The organism is Acinetobacter sp. KS-LM10, from assembly GCF_036896575.1.
GTDB classification, from domain to species: domain Bacteria; phylum Pseudomonadota; class Gammaproteobacteria; order Pseudomonadales; family Moraxellaceae; genus Acinetobacter; species Acinetobacter avistercoris.
On record NZ_CP145906.1, the window covers coordinates 657944 to 681226 of the forward strand.

The 23283-nt window shown below is 41.4% G+C and carries 17 protein-coding genes, 2 tRNA genes and 3 rRNA genes; 15 read left to right on the top strand and 7 right to left on the bottom strand.

The features are described from left to right. Positions 1-4 precede the first annotated feature (4 nt). Complete coding sequence (locus V5M36_RS02960) at positions 5-802, bottom strand: hypothetical protein (protein WP_445206303.1); 798 nt, start codon at positions 800-802, stop codon at positions 5-7. A 119-nt stretch (positions 803-921) separates the two neighbouring features. Here V5M36_RS02960 and gspE point away from each other — a divergent pair, with 119 nt between their 5' ends. The 5 genes from gspE to V5M36_RS02985 all read left to right on the top strand — a co-directional run bounded on the left by gspE (position 922) and on the right by V5M36_RS02985 (position 4936). Beyond that, on the top strand, positions 922-2409 hold the full coding sequence (gspE, locus tag V5M36_RS02965) for a type II secretion system ATPase GspE (RefSeq protein WP_338561869.1): 1488 nt from the start codon (positions 922-924) through the stop codon (positions 2407-2409). A 319-nt stretch (positions 2410-2728) separates the two neighbouring features. Continuing rightward, positions 2729-3178: a PAAR domain-containing protein gene (locus tag V5M36_RS02970; RefSeq protein ID WP_338561871.1), complete on the top strand. Its 450-nt coding sequence runs from the start codon at positions 2729-2731 to the stop codon at positions 3176-3178. Beyond that, on the top strand, positions 3171-3728 hold the full coding sequence (locus V5M36_RS02975; protein WP_338561873.1) for a PAAR domain-containing protein: 558 nt from the start codon (positions 3171-3173) through the stop codon (positions 3726-3728). The genes V5M36_RS02970 and V5M36_RS02975 overlap by 8 nt, the downstream gene beginning before the upstream one ends. Before the next feature lie 18 nt (positions 3729-3746). Beyond that, on the top strand, positions 3747-4433 hold the full coding sequence (locus tag V5M36_RS02980; RefSeq protein ID WP_338561875.1) for a hypothetical protein: 687 nt from the start codon (positions 3747-3749) through the stop codon (positions 4431-4433). Further along, positions 4433-4936 carry a hypothetical protein gene (locus V5M36_RS02985; protein WP_338561877.1) on the top strand — a complete coding sequence of 168 codons (504 nt, stop codon included), beginning with the start codon at positions 4433-4435 and terminating at the stop codon, positions 4934-4936. Before V5M36_RS02980 ends, V5M36_RS02985 begins: the two co-directional genes overlap by 1 nt. Before the next feature lie 183 nt (positions 4937-5119). On the opposite strand, the gene V5M36_RS02990 is transcribed toward V5M36_RS02985, so the two are convergent. The 5 genes from V5M36_RS02990 to V5M36_RS03010 form a co-directional block, all read right to left on the bottom strand. Beyond that, positions 5120-5545, bottom strand: coding sequence for an organic hydroperoxide resistance protein (locus tag V5M36_RS02990; protein ID WP_338561879.1), 426 nt, complete (start codon positions 5543-5545; stop codon positions 5120-5122). 112 nt (positions 5546-5657) lie between these two features. After that, a complete protein-coding gene (locus tag V5M36_RS02995) occupies positions 5658-6482 on the bottom strand; it encodes a carbon-nitrogen hydrolase family protein (protein WP_338561881.1) in 825 nt (274 codons plus the stop codon). 31 nt (positions 6483-6513) lie between these two features. Continuing rightward, entirely contained in the window at positions 6514-7020 is a 507-nt protein-coding gene (gene gigB / locus V5M36_RS03000; RefSeq protein WP_338561884.1) for an anti-anti-sigma factor GigB, read from the bottom strand. Between the two features lie 113 nt (positions 7021-7133). Then, on the bottom strand, positions 7134-8102 hold the full coding sequence (gene gigA / locus V5M36_RS03005) for an RsbU family protein phosphatase GigA (RefSeq protein ID WP_338561886.1): 969 nt from the start codon (positions 8100-8102) through the stop codon (positions 7134-7136). Between the two features lie 156 nt (positions 8103-8258). Continuing rightward, positions 8259-9215, bottom strand: a complete 957-nt coding sequence (locus tag V5M36_RS03010; protein WP_338561888.1) for an MlaA family lipoprotein — start codon at positions 9213-9215, stop codon at positions 8259-8261. A 584-nt stretch (positions 9216-9799) separates the two neighbouring features. On the opposite strand from V5M36_RS03010, the gene V5M36_RS03015 reads away from it, so the two are divergent. The 6 genes from V5M36_RS03015 (at position 9800) to V5M36_RS03040 (ending at position 16724) form a co-directional block, all read left to right on the top strand. After that, positions 9800-11337, top strand: a 16S ribosomal RNA gene (locus tag V5M36_RS03015). 61 nt (positions 11338-11398) lie between these two features. After that, positions 11399-11475: transfer RNA gene (locus V5M36_RS03020), tRNA-Ile, on the top strand. A gap of 49 nt (positions 11476-11524) precedes the next feature. Next, positions 11525-11600, top strand: a tRNA-Ala gene (locus V5M36_RS03025). 368 nt (positions 11601-11968) lie between these two features. Next, positions 11969-14863, top strand: a 23S ribosomal RNA gene (locus tag V5M36_RS03030). Between the two features lie 165 nt (positions 14864-15028). Continuing rightward, positions 15029-15143: ribosomal RNA gene (gene rrf, locus V5M36_RS03035) — 5S ribosomal RNA — on the top strand. The 16S, 23S and 5S rRNA genes sit together here with 2 tRNA genes alongside, the layout of an rRNA operon. A gap of 417 nt (positions 15144-15560) precedes the next feature. After that, positions 15561-16724: an acyl-CoA dehydrogenase family protein gene (locus V5M36_RS03040; RefSeq protein ID WP_338561890.1), complete on the top strand. Its 1164-nt coding sequence runs from the start codon at positions 15561-15563 to the stop codon at positions 16722-16724. 54 nt (positions 16725-16778) lie between these two features. On the opposite strand, the gene V5M36_RS03045 is transcribed toward V5M36_RS03040, so the two are convergent. Continuing rightward, positions 16779-17396: a TetR/AcrR family transcriptional regulator gene (locus V5M36_RS03045; protein ID WP_338561892.1), complete on the bottom strand. Its 618-nt coding sequence runs from the start codon at positions 17394-17396 to the stop codon at positions 16779-16781. Positions 17397-17580: 184 nt separating this feature from the next. On the opposite strand from V5M36_RS03045, the gene V5M36_RS03050 reads away from it, so the two are divergent. The 4 genes from V5M36_RS03050 to V5M36_RS03065 all read left to right on the top strand — a co-directional run bounded on the left by V5M36_RS03050 (position 17581) and on the right by V5M36_RS03065 (position 23278). Further along, complete coding sequence (locus V5M36_RS03050) at positions 17581-19404, top strand: acyclic terpene utilization AtuA family protein (protein ID WP_338561894.1); 1824 nt, start codon at positions 17581-17583, stop codon at positions 19402-19404. An 81-nt stretch (positions 19405-19485) separates the two neighbouring features. Then, positions 19486-20367, top strand: coding sequence for an SDR family oxidoreductase (locus V5M36_RS03055; protein ID WP_338561896.1), 882 nt, complete (start codon positions 19486-19488; stop codon positions 20365-20367). A gap of 11 nt (positions 20368-20378) precedes the next feature. Continuing rightward, on the top strand, positions 20379-21992 hold the full coding sequence (locus V5M36_RS03060) for an acyl-CoA carboxylase subunit beta (RefSeq protein ID WP_338561898.1): 1614 nt from the start codon (positions 20379-20381) through the stop codon (positions 21990-21992). Positions 21993-22120: 128 nt separating this feature from the next. Continuing rightward, the gene (locus tag V5M36_RS03065; RefSeq protein WP_338561900.1) at positions 22121-23278 is read left to right on the top strand and encodes an acyl-CoA dehydrogenase family protein; all 1158 of its coding nucleotides are present in this window, start codon (positions 22121-22123) and stop codon (positions 23276-23278) included. Positions 23279-23283: the final 5 nt, after the last annotated feature.

Sequence of the window (23283 nt, forward strand, 5' to 3'; positions counted from 1 at the left end):
CCTCTTAAAAGAATGAATCAAACATATTGAATAAAGCACTGCCTGGTGATCGGGCTGGATTGACATAAGTGACTTCACCCGCCAATGGTGGCGTGCGATTTTCAATCCGAATGCGTACAGGTCGATCCATCCCTTCGTGGATAACTTTAATTTGTGATGTCCAAAGACGTGTTGTACTTTCACTATAAAATAAAGGTAAAGCGGGGACAGGCACATTCATGCGGTCAAATCGAAGCTGATGACTGCTCACATTGTGAAAGTCTATAGGGGTTACCGCACGAAAAGCACGAGGTCGGAGCTGCTTTAACTCAGTACGACCATCAACAGACGTGGCATAGCACATTTCTCCACTTTGATGGTCTGGACCAAACCAAGTGTCTTTCGGGTGAATTATAGGAATATCAAATAAAGGACTTTTTTGACCAATGATATATCCTGAAATCCAAAGTGGCGTGCTGATATATAAGGTGCCTCGTTGGCCCGCGGGTATATAGATCGGGTCAATTGGACGGATGACGACAGAGCGATCAGCCAAACGTGGCAAGAGTTGTATGGTCGGTGTCGTTTCACGAAACATATAGCGTTCAACGTGAATGGGTTGGGGAAAACGGAAGCTGTCATCCTCAATGAAGTGCCATGATTGTTCATAATCATATTGCACCTGAGGACGATGATATTCCAAACGCCACTCTTGTATGCCACGTGTAAGCCTGAATAACAATGAGCCAAACTGCCATGCTTTAGACTGATTTAACTCAAATTTTTGTTCGCCCCACCATTTTAAACTTTCGATTTCTGACACTGAAAATTCCTTTGAAGCAATTCTACGTACCCATTAAACAATTTCATGAAAAACAGACTTCACGCTGTCATTTGCTTAGAGTACACTCATTTTAATTCTAATCATCATTATAAGCTGTAATGCAAGTACTTAAACAATTACAAATACCCTATAGTTTTGCAAAAAAGCACGGTGTCCTTTTACGTTATGAAGGGGATCAGGTTTTTATTGTCCGACGTCAAGATGCTTCCTTAATTGCGTTACAAGAAGCTCGTCGCTACGTCGGGCGTATAGCACAATATCAATTAAGCACTGAAAAAGATTTTAATCAACTCCTGAGTTCAAGTTATGCAGGGGAAACTGGAGAATCGCAACAAGTCGCAGCAGGACTTGAGGATCATCCAGATTTACTTAGTCTTGCAGATCAAGTGCCTGAAACTGAAGATTTGATGGATCAAGAAGATGATGCGCCGATTGTAAGATTGATCAATGCCCTATTATCTGAAGCAATCCGAGTCGGCGCTTCCGATATTCATATTGAAGCCTTTGAAAAAAAGCTCTCTGTCCGTTTAAGAGTTGATGGACAGTTACGTGAAATTGTACAGCCTCGTCGTGAGCTTGCACCACTATTGGTATCGCGTATTAAAGTCATGGCAAAATTAGATATTGCTGAAAAACGTATTCCGCAAGATGGTCGTATTTCATTGCGTCTTGCAGGACGTGAAGTAGATGTCCGTGTTTCAACTTTGCCATCATCACATGGTGAGCGTGTCGTGATGCGTTTGCTTGATAAGCAAGCCGGTCGTCTCAATATGGTTCATTTGGGTTTAATTCAAACAGATTACGATCGTTTGACACAATTGGTTCATCGACCGCATGGAATTATCTTGGTTACTGGGCCGACAGGTTCGGGTAAAACTACGACACTCTATGCAGCATTGTCTGACTTAAATGATGGCTCAAAGAATATTCTTACAGCTGAAGATCCAATTGAGTATCAACTCGAAGGGATTGGTCAGACTCAGGTCAATACCAAAGTGGATATGACGTTTGCACGTGCATTAAAAGCCATGCTTCGACAAGATCCGGATGTGGTCATGGTCGGTGAGATTCGTGATTTAGAAACAGCAGAAATTGCAGTTCAGGCCTCATTAACGGGTCACTTGGTATTGTCTACACTACATACCAATACGGCCATAGGCGCCGTAACTCGATTGAAAGACATGGGGATAGAACCTTTTCTTTTGGCCAGCTCTTTAATTGGTGTGATTGCGCAAAGACTTGTACGAACCTTATGTTCACACTGCCATACTTGGAGAGAGGCAGATCATTTTGAACAAGATTTTTTTAAACATGTAAGTCAAGAAACTGCTATTAAACTTCCTCAACCGAAAGGGTGTGAGCACTGTTCGCATACGGGTTTTAGTGGTCGAACTGCTATTTATGAGATTGCACCTGTCGATGATCAAATGCGCCGTTTGATTCATGGTAATGCTGCTGAGTTTGAATTGGAAAATTACGTCAGAAAACAATCTGGCTCAATTCGAGATGATGGACTACGTAAAGTTTTACTGGGTAAAACCACTTTGGAAGAAGTTTTACGTGTGACCAATGAGACGGTAGAGTGATCGGAGTTTCTTCTTAAAACGTTTTTTTAGACGGGGAATGATTAAGAACGCCTACTTAATTTTTAAAACAATAATTAAAGAATAAGTGTGAAACGGTAAGATTTAATAAAAATAGCCTAAACAGAGATGTTTGGGCTATTAAACTTTAAATAAATTTTTATATTTCAATGGTGTATATCATTTTTTGCATAATATGTATTATGTTAAATAGATCTAATATTTGATGAAATTTTAAACAATAGTGTCTGATTACATTTTTAAATTTTTCTTCACTTTTTCTTTTGTTACTATTCATTTATTAATATGCACTGGATCTAGCATGACTAGCCCTATTTTTTTACATGAACTGCCAGAAGAGCAGCTAAAAAAACTTTCTCAAGACGATATTCAAAAGATTAACCACGCAGAACAACTCTATTGGAATCATAAACCTTATACCAAATTCTATATTGCATTTAATGGAGCTAAAACTCGTGATGGTGGCTTGATAAGAGCCTCTACCGACACGTATAAAGTCAAAGGTATTTCTTTAGCTTTAGTTGGTGATGAAGCCATATATGCTGATGGTTCAACTGCGAAAATTATCTCTGGCGCTGGTAATGCTATCATTGTTCATGATCGATCCGCAGCACTCGTTGGGTCGCCACTAGAAAATGGTGATGAAATTATCGATAGTCCGATCACATCCCATGTTTTACGCTTATATCATGACGCAATTATCCCAGAAGGGTTTATGAGTCCTAATCGTGGAGATTTAAAAAATGTCTAAAGGTTTTGGTATTCATGGTTCAACCACTGACCATGGTGGGATAGTAATTTCAACTCAGTCACGTAGCTCACAAATGGGAAATCTATTTCTTCGTGCTGGTGATGGTTTTGCTTGTCCAAAATGTAAAACTTGGTCCACTTTGATAAAGAGTAATGACCATGTGATTTTTGATGGTAAAGCAGTGGCTTATGTCGGTGATAAGTTTACTTGTGGGGCTACTTTGATGCCTAAGCAAGTCCATGTCATTGGTGCCAGTAGTGGAGCTAACTCAGTTTCTTCTCTGTCTACAAAAACTACATCTATTACAAGTAACCTCGTTGAAGATACGCTGGAAGAAATACATAAAATTCAGTTCAAGATTATAGATGAGGATTCTGAGGAATTGCTTTCAAATATGTTGTATGAACTCTATAGTAAAGAATCAGGAGAATTATTAGTTCAAGGTTATACAGATGAAAATGGTATGACTGCTATTTATGAGAGCGAATACCGACCAGAAGCTATTGAGCTTATAACTATTGATTTGTCGAAGACATTAGAACCCTTATAAATAATAGTAGGAAAAAAAATGAGCGATACTGGTCGTTTAATATATCACAGCAATTACGATAAAACTCCTATTCAAGCTCAAGCAGCAGAACGAATTGACTTGAAAGGTACAGTCAACATGTGCAGAGCTGATGATGGCTTTCTTACAGCGTGTGAAGGTTGGCAAAACTTGATTAAAGTAAAGCAGATAGTACCTTATACATTTTGTATTCCGCAGCATCTTTGGGATCATATAAAGAGACGACAACCCTTCGAATATGATATGGCTTTAAGATTTGGTTTAGAGTTTGATTTAAGACAAATTGAAAAAGATACACCAGGATTTATTTACACTGAATATTTCCACACAATGATGTATCTTAAATTTGCCACATATATTGTTAGGGTTAGTAAAGACAAAGCGTTAATAGCAGCCACTGAGTTATTACAAGATACCTTTAAAATTCGAGTTGCTGCACATTATAGAAATAAAGAAGATATTATTCAGCTTACACCAGCTGGTTATGGTATGTTCTCAAAAGCAGAATATGTAGGTAAAGCTGGTCAAACTCTAAAAAATGGTGGTCCTTTTATGATTAGTGAAAAGTTGTATACAATGATTTTTGGAAAAAAATGGAACAAACAGGCATATAATTTCGCTATTTCAGAAGGGTATAAAACTCCCAGAAAAGAAGAATTTGAAAAATTTGATGGAACATACTATTAATGAAAAAAATCTTCCCTCTATTAATTTGTTCTATTTTTCTTTCTTCTTGCTCTAATGCTAAAAAAGATGCGATTTATGAAAATGAGTTAGATAAACAAATAGTACAAACTAAAATCATGGCTATTTCAAGCAGTTTAGAATCTGCAAGCTTTGTATATCGAGCTGCATATAAGAAGGCAGAGAAAACTTCTGAAATTAATGATCATTTGTATCTATATGCTTTGGGTGAAATGGAATCACTTTTTAATAGTTATGATATGGGTAGTTTGGATTACCAAAAAGAGATTACAAGTTATAGATTAGTATCAGGAGATGCTATTGATTCAATGTGTATTATTAATAAATTTTTGAAAAAATATCAAAGTAAATTGGAAAGGAAAGAGCTAGCCAAACGATATAATACAACTTTGAATAAAACTTTCATGTTGCAGAGCGAATACCTTAATATTTTAAAAAATAATCCAGATTTAATTAATGGATCCCAATGTTTAAAGTTAAATTAATACAATACACGTTATGCTAAATACACATAAAGGGTATTTCAAGTAATCACTTTACATTTATCTCTTATCAGAAATTTAAATTTATTATTCTTACAGAAAAAAGAGCTGATATGCAGAAACATATCAGCTCTTTTTATCGATTCAGTGAATATGTGAATACCAATAAACAGAAGATATGAAAAATCAAACAATCACATTCAGCGTCACATCTATATTGCCACGGGTTGCATTAGAGTATGGACAAACAATATGAGCGGCATCAACTAACTTTTGCGCTTCATCTTTTTCAAGACCTTCTAAATGAATATTCAATTGAACAGCCAAGCCAAAACCCGTTGGAATAGGCCCAATACTGACTTCACCTTCTATAAAAGCATCTTTAGAAATATTCAATTTATCTCGGTTTGCAACAAACTTCATCGCACCTAAAAAACAAGCTGAATATCCTGCTGCAAAAAGTTGTTCAGGATTTGTACCACCCCCTGGTCCGCCCATTTCTTTTGGAACTGCAAGTTGAACATCTAAAATTTGATCAGAGGAAGTCGCTCGGCCATCACGTCCCCCTGTGGCTTTTGCTTGAGCGGTATATGCGATTTTTTCTAAAGACATGACACAATCCTAGTTATCTTGACGAACTTAGATCGTGGCTGATTTTTATACATAAATATTCAGTGAAATTGTAAATTCGAGAGTATTTATGTATTGGGTTGAATATGCAAAGTTAAAGTGTGATTAATTTGCGATGTTGCATCAAAGGCATCGATTCACGAATTTTGGTTTGTTCATCTAAATCAAAAGCAACCGTAATCAGTTGAGCGCCTTCAGCATTGACCATGTTGAGCAATTGCCCACGACTATTGGTTGCACCAGAGTGTCCCCATGTTTGACGTTTAGTGCCATGCCAGCCTTGTTGTGCTGCACCTAAAACCTGACACTGACTATCCATTGCGCGAGCTTGCAGCAGCAATTGCCAATGCGTTTGGCCTGTTGTATACGTAAATGCAGAGGGTGCAGTCAATATATTGGCGCCCTGTTGTCTTAATTTTAAAGCCAGTTCAGGAAAACGTAAGTCATAGCAGACCATCAAACCAATATGACCAAAAGGTGTCTTTGCCACAACAACTTCGGAACCAGGTTCAAAATTTAACGACTCTTGATACCCACCGACACCATCACCAACCTGTACATCGAACAAATGGATTTTGTCATAACGCGCTTCTGTTTTTTCAGGGCTAATACACAAACTTGTGGTACGAACCCGGCCATCAGGTACGATGATGCCATCTGGACGATATGGGCAGGGTAAAGTACCTGCAACGATCCAAATTTGATGATTAAAAGCTAAGGTTTCTAGACGATTTTGAATTTCTTCAAAGCGTTCCGCTGTTTCACGTTGTTTACCCGCAGCAAAGCAGACAAAATTTTCAGGAAATACAATAAGCGAAGCGCCCTGAGCTTTGCTTTCTATAACGAATGATTCAATGGTATTGAAGTTTTCTTCAATATCATTTTGTGAGTTCATTTGAGCGATAGAAACTAAAGCCATGGCGCTATCCTGATATTTATAAGTGTTTTATTTAGATACTGTGATCCATTGTATCTTGTTGCTGTTCAAGCTGTTTTACAAGCGGCTCAAACATATTTTGATTGTTCTGATTCAATTTCATTAATGTCTTATGCGCATCTAAAACCGTAGAGAGCATGGCATTATGAGTGATGTGGTCATCGAGTAATTCACGTGTGCAAACGTTCGGGTCACCACAATAGTTAAGGATGACAAAAACCTGCCCCAGTCCCATACTGTTGGCAAGCGTCGTAATATCTGGATTGGTTGATAACATGACCGCTTGGATATTATGGATTTGCTTCAGTTTTAAACCTAGCTTTGCCAAAATACCTAAAACAGTACTGTCTATAAATGTGGTTTGAGTTAAATCAACAATTGCGCCAATGACGTTACTTTGTTGCTCAATTCGAGACAGAAGTTTGTCTAAACTAATACAAGACTGGGCTCGTACTTCACCAATAAGTTTGAAGATATGCGTGCCATCTAAGCTTGCATATTCAACATGACCTGTTGACATATAAATGCCATTTGCAGAAAAGAATAATAAAATTATCCCATAGCGCAACTTTATACTCAAGAGGGGGGATGCCGTGCTCATGAGTAATAGTTGATAGGGTATTGATTATAAACTTAATTCATTCTGATGAAGCTAAGGATTGCGATGTCATCTGCAACGTGTTCAGGGGCTTCGAATGATTGATTTTGCAAGTGGAAGACCAATTGTGTGAATTGTTCATTCAATCCACCATCAAAAGGTTCAAGTGCACCATCGGAGCAAATGATAAAACGAGCCTGTCGATTTAATACGCACTCTTGCTCTTCTATATCGAAGTCAGCGGTGAGTCCCAGTGGGAAACTGCTGGTGTTTAAAATGATCGGCGGTTGATTGGGTTCAAAGATAATCGCGGGAGGATAATGCCCAGCACTTGCCCATTTTAATTGATGGGTTTCTAGATTAAGCACACCCGCGATCATGGTGATATGTTTTTCAATATTCTCTTGGACCAGCATTCCATTGAGTTTCTTTAATAACTCGCGAGGTGTTTTAGAGCGACCGTGGAATGCAGCCATCCATGACGTGAGTAAAGAGCTTGTAACGCCATGCCCAGAAACATCAGCGAGATAAAAAATAACTTCTTTATCACTGATTTTCCAATAATCATACCAATCTCCAGACAAATAAGCTGAAGGTTGAAATAAGGTTTCGACTTTATAATTCTGTAATTCGATAGGATTAGGTAAAAGTTTTTTTTGCAGTTCAGCAGCTGAAGGTAGATCACGACTGTCTTGATTGCGCTTATATTGCGCATCAATTTTTGCTAGAGACTTTTCTGGCGTTTCTGGAAGATGAGACCATAACCATCCAGCTAAAGCGCCTTTTCCCCAAGCACGAGAAAGTTCTGCGCCTTCATGTTCATGCGCAATTACAATAGTCGGTAAAGACCATTTATATTCTAAAAAATCATTAACGTCTGCAATGGCGATAATCGTCGGATCATATAAATGTATATCTTCTATATTAATCATTTGCAGACTCGGAAGCTGATCTAGAACTTGCTCTAAATTGGCTATGGTACGCGTGGGCTGAATGAAATACATAGAATTGAGAAATGATCCGATGGATAAAGGGTTAGGCTTATCTTAGACCAAGTACAATGCTTATCCAAGTGTTGAGAGGGAACACATGGCGAATTCCCTCATTATTCATAGAAAAAAATCAACACATTGAGATTTCTATTTTTTGAAATCTATCGATTATTTGGTGGAATTATTTTTAGGAGCATCGTTTTCAGTAAAATCTTCATCTGCAATATCATCGATAAAAAGATCGGCACTTTGCTCACCGCCTTTTTTCTGTGCGATCTCAAAGTTTTTACGTTGTAAATAAATATCGCGAAGTGCTGCATATTTATCGCCCTGTAAAACTTCATCTACATCTAAGAGTTGAGAGCGGGCATCAACGCCTCTCAAGAATTGCTCTGAATAGTAAAGACGATCATGGCCATCTAAAATGTATTTTTGCGGACGTGTTTGGCTGTCGACAATCATGCCTAGACCATCACGGAAAGTGCTCGGCCCCATAAACGGAAGCATTATATAAGGTCCAGAAGGAACACCATAATAGCCTAGTGTTGTACCGAAAGACTCATCCTCAGTGTTTAAGCCTAAGCGACGTGCTGGATCTGCAAAGCCAAGACTAGTTACTGTATTAATAGTAAAGCGACCTAATGTTTTTGCAGCACGGCTAAATTTACCTTGAGCAATTTGATTTACAGCATTCCACGGTTCGCCCAGATTTTTGCGGAACTGTCTAGAAGAACCGCGAACTTCATTGGGTACTTTTTCTGTGTATTGAACTGCCAAAGGACGTACGACATTTCGATCAAGGACGTCGTTTAGTTCATAAATCTGGCGGTTTAAGGGTTGAAGCGGATCTTTCACTTTATCTGATTGTGCTGCTGTGGCATTTACTTTCAAATCATCTATTTTAATATTTTTTAATTCTTTTAATGATTCTATGCGTGGATGATTTGCAAAAGTATATTTATGTTTAGTGGTGGATTCAGAGCTATCGGTTGCATGAGCAGAAGCGGCACTACTATTGGCAACAGTCGGTGCAACAGAATCAGTAGTTGATGAATCTTGTGCTAAAGCAGTTTGAGTCAACCCGAAAGTGAGCACACTTGCCCATAAAAGAGGAGAGCAATGCATAGAGGTTCCTAGAAATTAAAAATAATGTAGATTTTATTTGTTGAGATCGCCTGAAAACATTCTAACAGGTCTTTATCAAGATGTATTAGCCTAAAATTGCTCAAATCGTGTCTAAAGTTACTCAAATGTTGTCTATTAAAAGAGAAAAAGCGCCTATTTTGAAGAAAAAATAAACAGTTAAGCGTATTTTTGAGAAATAAATAAAAAAAGGGGTTGTGTGGTGAAGAAAATGCTGTAGAATGCACATCCATCGGCGGTGATGTTGATTAAAACTTGTTGAGAAACAAGGATTTAGCTGAAAGGTTTAAATCTTTAATGTTTTGAAGGAGTTTAAAATTAATGAACAAAACCTGTTGACTATTCTCTGAAAGAGAGTAGTATAGCCGACCTAGCTTGCTGGTGACGAATCAGCAAGAAGATCATTAAGAGATTATGAAGAACAACTTGTGTGGATTTTTACTGGTTGATTGATCGAAATTATTTTCATTGATTGATGGTAGAAATTACTCGAAGTTTATTTGAGAAATATTTGTCAGAAAATTGATGAGCCAAGATTGGTGCCCTTTAAGGCACTAAGCAATATTAAACTGAAGAGTTTGATCATGGCTCAGATTGAACGCTGGCGGCAGGCTTAACACATGCAAGTCGAGCGGGGAAAAGTAGCTTGCTACTTGACCTAGCGGCGGACGGGTGAGTAATACTTAGGAATCTGCCCATTAATGGGGGACAACAGTTGGAAACGACTGCTAATACCGCATACGCCCTACGGGGGAAAGCAGGGGATCTTCGGACCTTGCGTTAATGGATGAGCCTAAGTCGGATTAGCTAGTTGGTGGGGTAAAGGCCTACCAAGGCGACGATCTGTAGCGGGTCTGAGAGGATGATCCGCCACACTGGGACTGAGACACGGCCCAGACTCCTACGGGAGGCAGCAGTGGGGAATATTGGACAATGGGGGGAACCCTGATCCAGCCATGCCGCGTGTGTGAAGAAGGCCTTTTGGTTGTAAAGCACTTTAAGCGAGGAGGAGGCTACTTAGATTAATACTCTGAGATAGTGGACGTTACTCGCAGAATAAGCACCGGCTAACTCTGTGCCAGCAGCCGCGGTAATACAGAGGGTGCGAGCGTTAATCGGATTTACTGGGCGTAAAGCGTGCGTAGGTGGCCAATTAAGTCAAATGTGAAATCCCTGAGCTTAACTTAGGAATTGCATTCGATACTGGTTGGCTAGAGTATGGGAGAGGATGGTAGAATTCCAGGTGTAGCGGTGAAATGCGTAGAGATCTGGAGGAATACCGATGGCGAAGGCAGCCATCTGGCCTAATACTGACACTGAGGTACGAAAGCATGGGGAGCAAACAGGATTAGATACCCTGGTAGTCCATGCCGTAAACGATGTCTACTAGCCGTTGGGGTCTTTGAGACTTTAGTGGCGCAGCTAACGCGATAAGTAGACCGCCTGGGGAGTACGGTCGCAAGACTAAAACTCAAATGAATTGACGGGGGCCCGCACAAGCGGTGGAGCATGTGGTTTAATTCGATGCAACGCGAAGAACCTTACCTGGTCTTGACATACAGAGAACTTTCCAGAGATGGATTGGTGCCTTCGGGAACTCTGATACAGGTGCTGCATGGCTGTCGTCAGCTCGTGTCGTGAGATGTTGGGTTAAGTCCCGCAACGAGCGCAACCCTTTTCCTTATTTGCCAGCGGGTTAAGCCGGGAACTTTAAGGATACTGCCAGTGACAAACTGGAGGAAGGCGGGGACGACGTCAAGTCATCATGGCCCTTACGACCAGGGCTACACACGTGCTACAATGGTCGGTACAAAGGGTTGCTACCTAGCGATAGGATGCTAATCTCAAAAAGCCGATCGTAGTCCGGATTGGAGTCTGCAACTCGACTCCATGAAGTCGGAATCGCTAGTAATCGCGGATCAGAATGCCGCGGTGAATACGTTCCCGGGCCTTGTACACACCGCCCGTCACACCATGGGAGTTTGTTGCACCAGAAGTAGGTAGTCTAACCGCAAGGAGGACGCTTACCACGGTGTGGCCGATGACTGGGGTGAAGTCGTAACAAGGTAGCCGTAGGGGAACCTGCGGCTGGATCACCTCCTTAACGAAAGATTGACGATCGGTAAGAATCCACAACAAGTTGTTCTTCATGAAGATGTATCTGAGGGTCTGTAGCTCAGTTGGTTAGAGCACACGCTTGATAAGCGTGGGGTCACAAGTTCAAGTCTTGTCAGACCCACCACTCTGCGAACTTTACAGATAAAAAGATACATCGATCTATATGATAAGCTGGGGACTTAGCTTAGTTGGTAGAGCGCCTGCTTTGCACGCAGGAGGTCAACGGTTCGACTCCGTTAGTCTCCACCATTCACTTTAAGTGAATAAGCTGAGAAATTATAGAACTTAGTGAATATCAACCATTGATTGGTTTGAGTTTATTAAGTTCTGTGATTTATCACAGTTTCTAGACCTGACGAAGGCTAGAAAAATCATTAACAGAATATATTTGAGTTGAAATAAATTGTTTAAGGCTCAACATTAAATTGACATTTAAATGTGACACGCAAGTGACATGTTTGTATTGAGATAGAATGTTGAGAAACTAGCGATTAACTGAATCAAGCGTTTTGGTATATGAATTAGATTGAAGCTGTACGGTGATTAAATTCACAGTGCGTCAAACTGTAATGTTGAATGTTCTGCTTGTAAGAACAATCGACTGTTTGGGGTTGTATAGTCAAGTAATTAAGTGCATGTGGTGGATGCCTTGGCAGTCAGAGGCGATGAAAGACGTAATAGCCTGCGATAAGCTCCGGGGAGGCGGCAAATATCCTGTGATCCGGAGATTTCTGAATGGGGAAACCCACTTACCATAAGGTAGGTATTGCATGATGAATACATAGTCATGCAAGGCGAACGAGGGGAAGTGAAACATCTCAGTACCCTTAGGAAAAGAAATCAATTGAGATTCCCTTAGTAGCGGCGAGCGAACGGGGAAAAGCCCATTAAGTCATATAAGTTCTAGTGGAATGCTCTGGGAAGTGCAACCGTAGTGGGTGATAGTCCTGTACACGAAAGGGCTTATATGATGATGTCGAGTAGGGCGGGGCACGTGAAACCTTGTCTGAATATGGGGGGACCATCCTCCAAGGCTAAATACTCCTGACTGACCGATAGTGAACCAGTACCGTGAGGGAAAGGCGAAAAGAACCCCTGTGAGGGGAGTGAAATAGATCCTGAAACCGCATGCATACAAGCAGTGGGAGCCGGCATTGAGTCCGGTGACTGCGTACCTTTTGTATAATGGGTCAGCGACTTACATTCAGTAGCAAGGTTAACCGAATAGGGGAGCCGTAGAGAAATCGAGTCTTAATAGGGCGTTTAGTTGCTGGGTGTAGACCCGAAACCAGGCGATCTATCCATGAGCAGGTTGAAGGTTGGGTAACACTAACTGGAGGACCGAACCCACTGTCGTTGAAAAGCCAGGGGATGACTTGTGGATAGGGGTGAAAGGCTAATCAAGCCTGGTGATAGCTGGTTCTCCCCGAAAGCTATTTAGGTAGCGCCTCGGACGAATACCATTGGGGGTAGAGCACTGTTTCGGCTAGGGGGTCATCCCGACTTACCAAACCGATGCAAACTCCGAATACCAATGAGTACTATCCGGGAGACAGACTGCGGGTGCTAACGTCCGTAGTCAAGAGGAAAACAATCCAGACCGCCAGCTAAGGCCCCAAAATTATAGTTAAGTGGGAAACGATGTGGGAAGGCATAGACAGCTAGGAGGTTGGCTTAGAAGCAGCCATCCTTTAAAGAAAGCGTAATAGCTCACTAGTCGAGTCGGCCTGCGCGGAAGATGTAACGGGGCTAAAACTATATGCCGAAGCTGCGGATTTGCAATTTATTGCAAGTGGTAGGGGAGCGTTCTGTAAGCCGATGAAGGTGGATTGAGAAGTCTGCTGGAGGTATCAGAAGTGCGAATGCTGACGTGAGTAACGACAAAACGAGTGAAAAACTCGTTCGCTGAAAGACCAAGGGTTCCAGTCCAACGTTAATCGGGGCTGGGTGAGTCGACCCCTAAGGCGAGGCCGAGAGGCGTAGTCGATGGGAAATTGGTTAATATTCCAATACTTCTGTGTAATGCGATGAGAGGACGGAGAAGGTTAAGTCAGCCTGGCGTTGGTTGTCCAGGTGAAAGGTTGTAGGCATGCATCTTAGGCAAATCCGGGGTGCTCTATGCTGAGAGCTGATAGCAAGCTAGTTTACTAGCGAAGTGGCTGATACCATACTTCCAGGAAAAGTCTCTAAGCTTCAGTTACACAGGAATCGTACCCGAAACCGACACAGGTGGTCAGGTCGAGTAGACCAAAGCGCTTGAGAGAACTCTGCTGAAGGAACTAGGCAAAATGGTACCGTAACTTCGGGAGAAGGTACGCTGTCGACGGTGATAACCCTTGCGGTTTGAGCGGTTGACAGCCACAGAAACCAGGCCCCTGCAACTGTTTATTAAAAACATAGCACTCTGCAAACACGAAAGTGGACGTATAGGGTGTGATGCCTGCCCGGTGCTGGAAGGTTAATTGATGGGGTTAGCGTAAGCGAAGCTCTTGATCGAAGCCCCAGTAAACGGCGGCCGTAACTATAACGGTCCTAAGGTAGCGAAATTCCTTGTCGGGTAAGTTCCGACCTGCACGAATGGCATAATGATGGGGGCGCTGTCTCCAGCAGAGACTCAGTGAAATCGAATTCGCCGTGAAGATGCGGTGTACCCGCGGCTAGACGGAAAGACCCCGTGAACCTTTACTGCAGCTTGACATTGAACTTTGATCTTACTTGTGTAGGATAGGTGGGAGGCTTTGAAGTCGCGACGCTAGTTGCGATGGAGCCAATCTTGAAATACCACCCTGGTAATATTGAGGTTCTAACTCTGCTCCATTATCTGGAGCGAGGACCATGTCTGGTGGGTAGTTTGACTGGGGCGGTCTCCTCCTAAAGAGTAACGGAGGAGTACGAAGGTGCGCTCAGCGTGGTCGGAAATCACGCGTAGAGTATAAAGGCAAAAGCGCGCTTAACTGCGAGACCCACAAGTCGAGCAGGTACGAAAGTAGGTCTTAGTGATCCGGTGGTTCTGTATGGAAGGGCCATCGCTCAACGGATAAAAGGTACTCTGGGGATAACAGGCTGATACCGCCCAAGAGTTCATATCGACGGCGGTGTTTGGCACCTCGATGTCGGCTCATCTCATCCTGGGGCTGAAGCAGGTCCCAAGGGTATGGCTGTTCGCCATTTAAAGAGGTACGCGAGCTGGGTTTAGAACGTCGTGAGACAGTTCGGTCCCTATCTACCGTGGGCGTTGGAAATTTGAGAGGATCTGCTCCTAGTACGAGAGGACCAGAGTGGACGAACCTCTGGTGTACCGGTTGTGACGCCAGTCGCATCGCCGGGTAGCTATGTTCGGAAGGGATAACCGCTGAAAGCATCTAAGCGGGAAGCCTACCTCAAGATTAGATTTCCCTAGGACTATATGTCCTCTAAAGAGCCGTTGAAGACTACAACGTTGATAGGTTGGATGTGGAAGCATAGTGATATGTGAAGCTGACCAATACTAATTACTCGTGAGGCTTGACTATACAACACCCAAACAGTTGGTGTTGTTGATCTAATTGATACAAAAACCTTGATTTAGTGAAAGCTAGTCCTTAAACTGCAACTCAAATATAGTTCTGTTAATAACTCTTTTGGTAGAAAGCTTTGGCATCTAAATAAGACCAATGCAAGTATCCATAAACAGTTGTGCTGGCGACAATAGCAAGAGTGAACCACCTGATCCCTTCCCGAACTCAGAAGTGAAACCTCTTCGCGCTGATGGTAGTGTGGGGTTACCCATGTGAGAGTAAGTCATCGCCAGCTCATTAATTCTAAAACACCCCCAACCCAAATAGCGTTGCTATGAGAGTTGGGGGTGTTTTTTTATGCGCGATTTAAAGAAAAGAAAAGAAAAGGAAAAAAGAAATAGAAAGAAAAGAATCTGCTGATCTATAGATTTCGTTGTTTAATTTAAAGATAAAAAGAAATTGATAAAAGCACTTAGCTTATTTTGATCCATTTATTAATACACATTTAAAATTAGAAAAATAATAAATTTATCAATTCAGGAAATGAATATATTAAATAAATTATTTTATGGCACCTTTTGATAAGAAAATCATTCAATGATATTTCTTTTGTTTATTTATGCCAAAAAATTGATGATTCTTGCAATTAAAAAAACAGCAATAACTGTCAGTATAAAATAGATGAAATATCAAACTATTAGGGAAGAATTTGATGCAATATAATCCAATTTATTACACAGAAGAGCATTTTGCTTTTGCTAATGCTGTGAAAAAATTTGTAGAAAAAGAAATTACACCTTTTGTAAATGAATGGGACGAAGCGGAAACCTTTCCTAGAGAACTTTATAAAAAAGCGGCCGAAGTTGGATTAATGGCAGCGGGTTTTGATGAGAAATACGGCGGTACATTAGAAACAGATGCATTTTATACTTTACTGGGTTGTGTCGAGTTGGCAAAGGCCGCATCGGGTGGCTTGGTGGCATCATTGTTGTCCCATATGATCGGTGCACCTCCCATTCATAGTTTTGCAAGTGATGAAGTTAAAGACCGTGTTTTACCAGAAATTTTATCCGGTGAGAAAATTTCAGCTTTAGCGATTACTGAGCCAGGTGGTGGTTCAGATGTAGCAGCCCTACAAACAAAAGCGGTAAAGGAAGGCGATTACTACTTGGTAACAGGTGAAAAAACCTTTATCACCTCAGGAATTCGAGCAGATTATTATACTGTTGCTGTACGAACTGATCCTGAGGGAAAAGGTCCGAATGGTATTTCAATGTTACTGATTGATGCGCATACACCAGGCATCACCAAAACCAAGCTTGATAAAATGGGCTGGTGGGCATCTGATACTGCACATCTACATTTTGATCAAGTAAAAGTGCCAGTCGGTAATTTGATTGGACCTGAAAATATGGGCTTTTTCGTGATCATGAATAACTTCAATATGGAGCGTTTCTTTTTAGCTGCGAGTAGTTATGGTTATGCGCAAGTATGTTATGAAGAGGCTCTAGATTGGGCGCAGCAGCGTAAAACATTTGGTAAGCGTTTGGTCGATCATCAAGTAGTTCGTCATAAATTGGTCGATATGGCGACACGCCTACAAACGACGCGAGCTTTACTTGAAGATACTGCTTATAAGATGGGACGTCCTGAGCTTCAAGGGAATGAAATGATTGCACAAATTTGTATGTTGAAAAATGTGGCAACACAAACTATGCAGTTCTGTGCTGATGCAGCAGTTCAAACTTTAGGTGGTATGGGTTTTATGCGCGGAATGAAATCTGAACGTATTTACCGTGAAGTCAAAGTGAATATGATTGGTGGTGGCGCGGAAGAAATTATGAAAGATTTGGCGAGTCGCCAACTGGGTTTCTAATCACTGTAATAAAATTGATGTAATGAATAGGTGGCTTTCTTAGTCACCTATTTTTTATTCAATCTTTGAAGCGGGATTCATGGTCATATCCCAAACAATATTCGTGAGTTCATCCAATGAAACTTTGCCTTCTGGATTAAACCAAGTCACAGTCCAAGCAATAGAACCACCAATCAGACGACGCCAAATAAAAGGATCATGCTTAATTTTTCCTTGATCATGTAAATTTTGAATGACCTTGAGCCAAATGCCTTCATAGTCATTTCTCAATTTGAGGAGTTTTTTCTGATTTTCAGGAGAAAGGGCAAACCATTCGTAAACTAACACAGCCATGGCAGAACCTGTATCACCAGAAATTGCTTCAAGTTCAGCTTTTATTAATTCTTTAAGTTGTTGCTCTGGCTGATCAGATTTCGCAATCGCATGTTGCATACAGATATTATTGTAAATGATCGTTTGTTCCATCACATTTGCCAAAATATCATCTTTGGTTTTGAAATGATGAAATAAGCTACCCGATTGAATACCAATAAATTGAGCTAACTCTCTCACGGTGGTTTTTGCATAACCTTGTTTATGAAATAAATAGGCTGCCCCAAGAAGAAGGCGGCCTTTTGCACTGTCATCAAAACATGCAATCGGTTGAATTTGTTCAATTGAAGAAGCGATCATTTTATTATTTTATCCTGCTTAAAAGTGTAGAAGGCTTGTGGCGTCTGCATTTAAATCTTTTTGGTATCTAGTAAAAATTTAATTTAAGCACATTTGCCAAGAATAATAACATTTTGCACTTTACAAACCAAGCGCTTGCTTGGTAAATTGAGTATAAATTCTATACAGAATAATGAGAAGGCAAATGACAAATATTCAGGATGATCAAAAAGTCGTAAAAATTGGCTGTGCATCTGGTTTCTGGGGAGATACCAATACTGCTGCATTTCAGATGGTGCATATGTCTGATATTAATTATTTAGTTTTTGATTATTTATCAGAAATCACCATGTCGATTATGGCAAAAGCTAAAATGAAAGAGCCTTCTCATGGCTATGCACTTGATTTTGTAAGTCGTGTTATGACGCCTTTAATTAAAAAAATCGCTGATAAAAAAATTAAAGTGGTGAGTAATGCTGGTGGTGTGAATCCATTGGCATGTCGTGATGCTTTACAAAAAGTAATTGAAGATGCAGGACTTGATTTGAAGGTGGCTGTAGTTTTGGGCGACGACTTATTGGATCAACACGCGCATCTACAAAAACAGAATATTAAGGAAATGTTTAGTGGTGAGGACTTACCTGCACATGTGGCAAGTAGTAATGCTTACTTAGGTGCTGTGGCAATTCGTGATGCTTTAGATCTTGGTGCGGATATCGTGATTACAGGACGTGTTGTCGATTCGGCTGTAGTGCTCGGGCCATTACTTCATGAATATAAATGGTCTCTCGATGATTATGACAAGCTTTCTCAGGGGTCACTCGCAGGTCATGTGATTGAGTGCGGTGCACAATGTACGGGTGGGAATTTTACCGATTGGCGTTTGGTTGAAGGTTTTGACAACATGGGATTCCCAATTGTTGAAGTCAATGCTGATGGTTCCTTCATTGTCACGAAACCTGCGGGCACGGGTGGACTAGTTTCAATTGGGACTGTCGCAGAACAAATCGTCTATGAAATTGGTCATCCACAAGCGTATTTACTCCCTGATGTTACTGCTGATTTTAGCCAAGTTAAATTGGAGCAAGTCGGGGAACATCGTGTCAAAGTATCTGGCGCTTTAGGTAGTGCACCGACTGCGCAATATAAAGTAAGCACGACTTTTCCAGATGGAAACCGCGTTTTGGTGAGCTTCTTACTGGCTGGTCAAGATGCTGAAGAAAAAGCCTTGGCTGTGTCTAACGCCATTTTAACCAAAGTAGAGCGTGTCCTTGCGTTGAGGTCAGTCCCTCCTTTTAGTGAAAAGTCTGTCGAAATTTTAGGGACTGAGACAACGTATGGGGCCAACCGTCGTATTCATGGAAATCGTGAGGTTGTGGTTAAAATTGCAGTTAAACACATGTTTAAAGAAGCATGTATGTTCTTTGCATCTGAAATTGCACAAGCATCTACGGGTATGGCACCCGCACTGACGGGCATAGTGGGTGGTCGTCCTAAACCATCACCAGTGATTAAACTTTTCTCATTCTTGGTGGATAAGTCGACTTTAAATGTAGAAGTTGATTTCAATGGTCAGCGTCATAAAGTTGAAATACCAACAGGTTCAAATCTGAGTACGCAAACACTGCCAGCGGGTGAAGTGGCTCAGTTTAATGGTGATGAGATTGAAGTTCCTTTGGTCAAGGTTGCGCATGCTCGTAGTGGTGATAAAGGCAATTACAGCAATATTGGTGTCGTAGCCCGTAAAGCAGAATTCTTGCCTTGGATCCGCGCTTCATTGACTGAAGCGAATGTAGCTGAATATATGAAACATGTATTTGACGACCTTAAGGAAGATGATACAGAAGATCAAGTGAACCGAGTTCAACGTTATGAAATTCCTGGTTTTAATGCACTGAATTTCTTACTCATCGATGCATTAGGCGGGGGTGGTATCGCAAGTCTACGCATTGATCCACAAGGTAAGGCCTTTGCTCAACAACTCCTAGATATGCCAGTAAAAGTACCTGCATCACTATTAAATCAATGATGTCGCAGCAAAATGTTTAAAAAGATTGAATGAAAAAAATTGTAAAAAATAAGCATGAATAAATAAAGGAAGAAGATCAGGATGAGTTATCGCTCGATATTTAGACCCGATGCATTTGCTGAAAAAGTCGTGATTGTGACTGGCGGCGGTTCAGGGATTGGACGTTGTACCGCACACGAACTTGCAGCACTGGGTGCACAAGTGGTGATTACCGGTCGTAAGATTGAAAAACTTGAACATGTCCAGAATGAAATTACGGAAGATGGCGGCAAAGTTCACATCATCGTATGTGATAACCGTGAAGAACAACAAGTCAAAGACATGATTGCTGAAGTGATTGAAAAGTTCGGCAGAATTGATGGCTTGGTGAATAATGCAGGCGGTCAATTTCCTGCGACATTAGAAAGTATTTCTGCCAATGGTTTTGATGCAGTAATTCGCAATAACCTGCATGCAACTTTCTTTTTAATGCGTGAAGCTTACAACCAGTGGATGGAAAAAAATGGCGGTAGCATCGTTAATATGACTGCTGATATGTGGGGCGGTATGCCAGGTATGGGACATTCAGGGGCAGCACGTTCAGGTGTTGATAATCTCACCAAAACTGCATCTGTGGAATGGGGTAAGTCTGGAGTACGTGTCAATGCAGTTGCACCGGGGTGGATTTTATCATCAGGAATGGACACTTATTCGGGCGTTTTTGCAGAAGTTATTATTCCAAGTTTATCGAATAATGTTCCTGTTCAACGTATGGGAACTGAGTCAGAAGTATCCTCTGCGATCGTCTATTTACTCTCTGAAGCTGCTGGATTTGTATCGGGTGTAACCTTAAGAATAGATGGGGCAGCATCACAAGGTACACGGATGTATCCATTATCAGATGCGAAAAACAGTGAGTCTTATAACGGCTTTCACCGCGCATTTATTCCTGATGTTATTAAAAAAAGAAATAATCAATCTTAAGGAGAGAAGTCATGCCGATACTCCAATCTGAAGTTGCCGTAGGCAGTGAAATATTTGAAACCAATAAAGCATCTTTACTGGCACAGCTAGAAGAAGTACGTGCAGTTCAACAAAAAGGTGTTGATAAGTCTTATGCGGCCAAAGCCAAATTTGAAAAAAAAGGGAAAATTTTACCCTATGAGCGCGTCCGCTTGTTACTCGATGCAGACTCTCCATTTGTAGAGTTGTGTGGTCTGGTGGGCTACAACATGCATGATGATAAAGATGGTTCGGATGCTGGTGGTGGAATTATTGCTGGAATTGGTTTTATTAATGGTGTGCGTAGTTTAGTGACCGCCAGTAATAGTGCCATCAAAGGCGGCACGATGGCACCTATGGGTGTGCATAAAACCTTGCGCTTACAACAGATCGCCATGAAACAAAAATTGCCTATCGTGACTTTGGCAGAAAGTGGGGGTGCGAATCTAAACTATGCTGCCGAAGTATTTACTGCAGGCGGAACGACATTTGCCAATCAGGCGCGAATGTCTGCACAAGGTATTCCTCAAATTTCAGTGGTACATGGTAACGCAACCGCAGGTGGTGCTTATCAGCCGGGTTTATCTGATTATGTGATTACAGTACGTAAGCAAACAGAAATGCTACTTGCAGGACCACCACTATTGCTTGCTGCTACAGGTGAAGTCGCGACTGCTGAAGAGTTAGGTGGTGCAGAAATGCATGCACAAGTGGCAGGTACAGCAGAATTTTTGGCAGAAAATGATGCGGATGGTATTCGTATTGCGCGTGAAATTTGTGGACATTTAAATTGGAAGGAACAAACGAAAAAATTAAATGTGGATTATAAAGAACCACGTTATGACGCTGAGGAGTTGTTGGGCATTATTCCAGCAGATCCAAAACAACCTTTAGATATGAAAGAAATTATCGCACGCTTAGTCGATGATTCTGATTTCTTTGAGTTTAAGTCTGAATATGACGCGCATACAGTGTGTGGTTGGTCAAAAATTGGTGGTCTTCATATCGGTATCATTACCAATAATGGTCCTATTACCCCTCAAGGTGCAGCCAAAGCCGCGCAGTTTATTCATCTTTGTGAACAAACACGTCGTCCTCTTTTATTCTTACATAACACCACAGGCTTTATGGTGGGAACGGATGCAGAGCAAAATGGCATTATCAAGCACGGATCAAAACTGATTCAAGCCGTTGCCAACTGTACTGTGCCGAAAATTTCAATTATTGCGCATGGTTCATATGGTGCAGGTAACTATGCCATGTGTGGTCGTCCACTGGGTCCAGACTTTATTTTTGCATGGCCAAATTCACATGTTGCCGTGATGGGTTCAGCACAAGCAGGTAAGGTGCTTCGTATCGTTGCGGAAAGTAAACAACGCGCATCAGGGATGGAACCCAATGAACAAATGTTGGATTTCTTAGAACAAAGTACGGCAGTGAAATTGGAATCTCAATCGACGGCTTTGTTCAATACAGCCATGTTGCATGATGACGGTATTATTGATCCGCGGGATACACGTAAAGTACTGATCTTTTTGCTAGAAACGATTTATGAGTCGGAAAATCGTGACTTGAATTCAACGCGATTTGGTGTTTCACGTTTTTAAGATGAACCATTCCTAATACGCTTCTAAAAGGTCAGAAAATGCTGAGAAGCTCCTCTCTTTATTCAAGATAGGTTAGGCGGAAATACGAATTTAACAGACAAGCAAAATTAAAATTTAGGGAATGAAAAATGAAATTTACAGCAGAGCATGAAGCACTACGTCGTACAACACGTCAATTTATCGAAACTGAAATCAATCCATTTACAGCTGAATGGGAAGTTGCTGGTCAGTTCCCGATTCATGAAGTCTTCAAAAAAATGGGTGACTTAGGCCTACTTGGAATTTGTAAGCCTGAAGAAAATGGGGGACTTGGTTTAGATTATTCATACAATTTAGTTGTTGCTGAAGAACTTGGTCGGATTAACTGTGGTGGTGTACCACTGGCAATGGGTGTGCAAACGGATATGGCAACACCAGCGATTGCACGCTTTGGTAGTAAAGAACTTCGTGATGAATTTTTAACCCCTGCGATCACGGGTGAATATGTTGCTTCGATCGCAGTTTCTGAAGTTCAAGCGGGTTCTGACGTTGCAGCACTCAAAACCACGGCAGTAAAAGATGGTGATGACTACATCATCAATGGTCATAAAATGTGGATCACCAATTCACTCCAAGCTGATTTCTTTTGTTTATTGGCAAATACATCTGATGGTAAGCCGCACTTTAATAAATCGATGATTATTGTTCCAGCAAAAACACCAGGCATTAGTTTTTCTGAACCTTTAGATAAACTGGGAATGCGCTCAAGTACGACTGCACAAGTGTTCTTTGATAATGTTCGAGTGCCACAACGTAACTTGGTGGGTACTGAAGGCATGGGCTTTATGATGCAGATGCTGCAATTCCAAGAGGAGCGGATGTGGGGTGCCGCAAATGCCATGGGCGGAATGTTGAATTGTATTGAAAAGACGATTCAATATACGAGAGAGCGCACCACGTTTGGCCAACCTCTGATCAATAATCAATATATTCATTTCCGTTTTGCAGAGCTGATGACTGAAGTAGAAGCGCTTAAAGCATTGAATTACCGTGCATGTGACTTACATATTCAAGGCGAAGATGTCACACAAATCGCATCTATGGCGAAACTCAAAGCAGGTCGCTTAACGCGTGAAGTCGCAGATAGCTGTCTACAATTCTGGGGTGGAAATGGCTTTATGGCCGACAACCCTGCGGCACAATTCTTCCGTGATGGTCGTTTGGTGTCAATCGGTGGCGGTGCAGATGAGATCATGCTGGGCATTATTTGCAAACTCATGGATACCCTACCGGGTAAACGTAAATAAGGAGA